Origin of the sequence: Kitasatospora sp. NPDC056783 (assembly GCF_042789895.1) — a bacterium.
Taxonomy (GTDB): domain Bacteria; phylum Actinomycetota; class Actinomycetes; order Streptomycetales; family Streptomycetaceae; genus Kitasatospora.
In genome coordinates, this window is record NZ_JBHUAF010000538.1 from 1 (window position 1) to 4,516 (window position 4,516).

Here is a 4,516-nt window from a genome sequence, read left to right on the forward strand (position 1 = left end):
GGACACGGTGCTGGTGCCGGTGCGGCCCACCTGGAAGGACCGGTACCCGCTGGTGCCGATCGAACGGTACGCCGCCTGGCGGCGCCCGGACGGCGCCCCGTTCGATCCGTGGATCCGTACCCAGGTGGGCGCCGGCGGCGCGGTCGCCGGCGCCTCCGAGCAGTCGTCCCGGATCACCGGGACGGTGGCCGAATGGGAGCAGTGGACCGGCATCGACTACCCGGAGAGCGGCGACTACGTCTTCCCCGGCGGCCTCTCCCTGCTCCGGATCGACCGGGAGCGCGACCTCGGTGGGTACTGGGAGCCCGGGGTGTGGATCACCCATCCGGTCAAGCCGGAGGCGGGCCGGGTCTCCTGATCCGCGTCGCGCGCCCGGGGGGAATCACGAGGCCCGGCCCAGCCGCTCCCCGGCCCTGACGGCGGTCCACGCGAACGCGGCCATCAGCCGCACCTCCTGCGGACCGGCCTCGGGACGACGCTCGGGCGGCAGGCCGGCGGGTCCGGCGGTGGCCACCGCGGCGTCCCGCAGCCGGGCGAGGGACTCGGGCGGGACGTCGCCGGGGTCGCCGAGCCGGCGGGCGGCCTCGGCCGCCTGCCGGCCGAGCAGCAGGCAGTGGATCCACAGCTCCTCGGCGAAGCTTTGGCCGAACAGCCGGGCCACCTCCGCCGCCAGGTCCGCCGGCATGCCGTCCGCCAGCGCGTCGAGCACGGTCCGCTCCTCCAGGCCGGTCATCGGCAGGGCGTCGCGCCAGCGGTGGTGTCCGCGCCCGCCGTCCGGACCGCTCTCCTGGCCGACCAGCCGGATGTAGCCCTCGCCGTAGCGCATGTACGGGATCCAGCCCGGCTCCTCCAGGACCCGGCCCCGCTCCAGCAGCGGTGCGGCGTCGGCGGCGTCCACGGGGCAGACGGCGAGCCGGATACCCTGGGTGGCATGGCCGTTGATGCTGCTGGTGCCGATGTGCTCGACCACGTTCGGCACGGCGATCAGGCTCATCCGGCCGCGCGCGCGGAAGAAGACGGAGAAGAGCTCGTCGTCGTGCCGTTCGTCGCTGCCGGTGGCGAACTCGCGGAAGTCGTCCGCGGTGTCGACCGGCAGGCAGACGGCGAGCGACGGGGTGAACTCGTCGGGCACCGCCCGGACCCAGGAGGCCCCGGCGAGTGCGGCGAGCCGGGAGGCGCCGCCGTTGCGCGCGTGCCAGTTGGTGTAGTACACGAGGGCCTCGTCGGGGAACCGGGTGGCCGCGCGGCCGACGAGCTCCACCATGTTCTCCGGGGCGGACACGTCGTCCTGGACGACGAGGTGGTGGCTCGCCCCGGCGCCCACCGCGGCCCAGGCGACCAGGGCCGTCAACAGTGCCGACGGCGGGCCGTCCGGATCGGGATCCAGCGCCAGGCCGTCCAGGCCGAGCCGATCGGCCAGCTCCTGAGCCTGGACCAGGCGTACCGGGTGGGTCATCACCGCTGAACTCACGCGTACCGTCGGCACCTTGGCTCTCCCTCGTCTCCGGGTTCTCGCGCCATGGTGGCAGGAGCGGCCCGCGGCGGGAAGGGCTTCAGGTGATCTTGAGCCACCCGTTTCGGCCGGTTACGGCCAGTGGCGGCCCCTCCAGTGCGAGTTCGCGCGGGGTTCGCCGCCCGTCCCGGCGAGCGCGTAGGCCCGGTGCGATCGCCCGGCGGTGTCGTCCACCGCCGCCTCCGGAGCCGGCTGCCGCTGTACCACCAGGGCGACGAGCGACAGCCACCCGATCCCGACGAGCACGTCCACGCACAGCGCGGGTGCGAGCGGCACCCAGTCCCGGACGTGTACGGCCGTCACCGCGACGGCACCGAGCGCGGCGGAGACCGCGACAATGAGACAGCGAACGGCTCTCGGCATCCCGATCCTCCAGCTTGACCGACCACCCGGCAGCGCACCCGGCCGCTCGGAAGGAACAGTGAACTGTAGGACGGTGCCCGCTGTGACGACGCATTCAGGACAAGATTGGCATAGACCAATTTTGATCGCTCGTCCAGGGCCGTCGGACCCTGCCGGGCCGGGCCCGGCGCGGCCGCCGGTTGTTCGCGGTTTAGTTCATTGACCGAGGGCCGAGCCAGAACAACCCCGGTGCGCTACACCGGTAGCGCAGGTCACACCAGCGCCGAACGCCGGGAGAGAGCACCAGATGACGACGCTCCGCATCGCGAACAGCCGCACCGAGGAGATGATCGGGGACCTCGCCGGGATGACACCGCCGGAGCGGCTGGCCGCCGGGTGCGGCGCACAGCGGATGCTCTGGTGGGCCGAGGACGGCGACGTCCTGGTGCTTCCCACCGGCCCCGATCCCGGGTTCCTGGCGTACGTCACCGCGGTGACCGGCGTACGGGCAGGGAGTCTGACCTTCGTGGTGCCGCCTCCGGGGTCCGAGGGCGACCAGGTGCTCACCGCCGACCGGTTGGCCGATTCCGGCTTCCGCGAGGAACTGCGCCGCGTTCTGGACGGGCGCACCGTGGACGAGGTGCTGCCCGTCGTGCCGAACCGCGCGGTGGCCGAACTGGCGGAGGCGGTCGGCGCGGCGCACGCCCTGCCCGGCGCGCCCTTCGCCGCCCAGGGAGGCAACGCGCTGCTCAACAGCAAGGCGGGGTTCAGGGCGGTGGCCGCCGGTGTCGGGGTGCCGATCCCGCCCGGGACGGTGGCCGGTTCGCCCGCGGAGGTCGAGGCGGCGATCGAGCACCTGCTGGCGCGGGGGCACAGCGTCATGGTGAAGGTCGAGTACCAGGGGGGCGGCCTCGGCAACGAGATCCTCGCCCGGGACGAGCGGGTGACGGCGATCGGAGCCGAGCGGGTGGTGCCGCTGCCGGACCGGGCGGCGGTCGCCGGGTACGTGGCCGAGCGGTGGGCCTGGCTGACCGGGGGGCGCGGCCAACGGGTGGTGGTCGAAAGGTACTTCGCCGACTCCGTGCCGCTGTACGCCCAGTTCCTGATCGACGACACGGCGGCGCGGCTGGTCGGCTGCGGCGAGATGATCATGCGGCCGGTGGTGGTCGGGGAGATCACCCCGGCGGTCGGCCCGGACATCGACGTCCATGCCGAACTCGTCGACCAGGCAGCCAGGTTGTGCGAGGCACTGCGGGTGATCGGCTATCGGGGCACGCTCAGCGCGGACGCCGTGCTGACCCCCAAGGGCGAGATCTACTTCCACGAGACCAACGCGCGGTTCACCGGCTCCAGCTTCTCGCACGACGTCGTCCTCGGCCGCCTGCTGCGCGAGGAGCACCGCGGCTCGCGCCACGTGCTGGAGCTCGCCGGGCTCGCGGTGCCCTCCTTCGCCGAGGCCCTGGCGGCCCTGGTGGCGGCCGGGCTGGCCTTCGACCCGGTGACCGGAACCGGCGTGCTGTACAGCTGCGACCTCGGGCCCGCCAACGGCACGGTGACGTACTGCGCGGTCGCCGGGACCCCGGAGGCCGTCCGGGCCCTGGAGGCCGCGCTGCTCGCGCTGTTCGCCGGATGAGGCCCGGGGCGGACGTGAACGGGCCGGACGTGAACGGGCCGGACGTGAACGGGCCGGAGACGAACGAGGCGGAGGCGAACAGCGTGGACACGGACCGGGCGGACACGGCGGAGGCGGACATGGGAGGCGGCGGGATGCGCGCGCTGGTGATCCACCGCTACGGCGGGCCCGAGGAGTTGAGCGTCGAGACGGTGCCCGAACCGGAGGCCGGCCCGGGGCGGGTGCTGGTCGACGTGACCCTGGCCGGGCTCAACTACGCCGACCTGGAGTGCCGCACCGGCGAGTACCTGCGCTTCCCGCTGCCGGCGGTGCTCGGGATCGACGTGGTCGGGCGCCGCCGCGAGGACGGCCGCCGGGTCGTCGCGCTGCTGCGCGCCGGCGGCGGGTACGCCCGGGTGGCCGCACCCGAGGCGGCGCACACGGTGGAGGTGCCGGACGGGGTGAGCGACGAGCAGGCGCTCGGGCTCCTGGAGCAGGGGGCGACGGCCTACGGTGCGCTGGCCCTGGCGGGGCGGTTGCGGCCGGGCGAGGCCGTCGCGGTGACGGCGGCCGCGGGCGGGGTCGGCCACCTGGCCGTGCAGTTGGCCAGGGAACTCGGCGCGGGCCGGGTGGTGGCGCTGGCCTCCACCCCGGAGAAGCGGGAGTTCGTCCGTTCGCTGGGCGCCGACGCGGTGTTCGACCCCGAGGACCCCGACCTGGCCGGGCGACTCGCGCTGGAGGGTGGGCTGGACCTGTTCGTCGACTCGGTCGGCGGCCCGGTGCTGCGCGCGGGGCTGGCCGCGCTGGCGCCCTTCGGGCGGCTGGTGTCGGTCGGGGCGCGGGAGGGGGTGGAGGACGGTTTCACGATGGGCGAGCTGACCGAGCGCTCGGCGGGCGCGCAGGGCTTCTGGCTCAAGCACGTCCTGGCCGACCGGAAGCTGTTCGAGCACGTCGCCGACCACCTGTTCCGGCTCTCCGTCGAACGGCGGCTGGTGGCGCGGATCGACCGGACGGTCCCGCTGTCCGGGGTGGCCGGCGCGCACCGGGCG

Annotated in this window: 4 protein-coding genes and 1 pseudogene; 3 read left to right on the plus strand and 2 right to left on the minus strand. The window is 74.4% G+C overall.

Features of this window, described 5'->3' with window-relative positions; all coding sequences use genetic code 11:
• Positions 1-358: pseudogene (locus ACFRMQ_RS38630) on the plus strand (N-acetyltransferase); the annotation flags it as partial.
• A gap of 24 nt (positions 359-382) precedes the next feature.
• Here ACFRMQ_RS38630 and ACFRMQ_RS38635 read toward each other — a convergent pair.
• Both ACFRMQ_RS38635 and ACFRMQ_RS38640 read right to left on the minus strand, forming a co-directional pair.
• Entirely contained in the window at positions 383-1,471 is a 1,089-nt protein-coding gene (locus ACFRMQ_RS38635) for a hypothetical protein (RefSeq protein ID WP_380735568.1), read from the minus strand.
• A 114-nt stretch (positions 1,472-1,585) separates the two neighbouring features.
• Positions 1,586-1,876 (minus strand): hypothetical protein, encoded by a 291-nt coding sequence (locus ACFRMQ_RS38640; protein ID WP_380735569.1) that lies wholly within the window; start codon positions 1,874-1,876, stop codon positions 1,586-1,588.
• 286 nt (positions 1,877-2,162) lie between these two features.
• Between ACFRMQ_RS38640 and ACFRMQ_RS38645 the strand changes: the two genes are divergently transcribed.
• Together ACFRMQ_RS38645 and ACFRMQ_RS38650 are read left to right on the plus strand one after the other, a co-directional pair.
• The gene (locus tag ACFRMQ_RS38645; RefSeq protein ID WP_380735570.1) at positions 2,163-3,488 is read left to right on the plus strand and encodes a peptide ligase PGM1-related protein; all 1,326 of its coding nucleotides are present in this window, start codon (positions 2,163-2,165) and stop codon (positions 3,486-3,488) included.
• 14 nt (positions 3,489-3,502) lie between these two features.
• Positions 3,503-4,516: zinc-binding alcohol dehydrogenase family protein (locus tag ACFRMQ_RS38650; protein WP_380735571.1), on the plus strand; the 1,014-nt coding region annotated here is incomplete at its 3' end.

Excerpts from the sequence above, each read along its gene's own strand:
- ACFRMQ_RS38640 (WP_380735569.1), bottom strand. The coding sequence starts at position 1,876 with ATGCCGAGAGCCGTTCGCTGTCTCATTGTCGCGGTCTCCGCCGCGCTC.
- ACFRMQ_RS38645 (WP_380735570.1), top strand. The coding sequence starts at position 2,163 with ATGACGACGCTCCGCATCGCGAACAGCCGCACCGAGGAGATGATCGGG.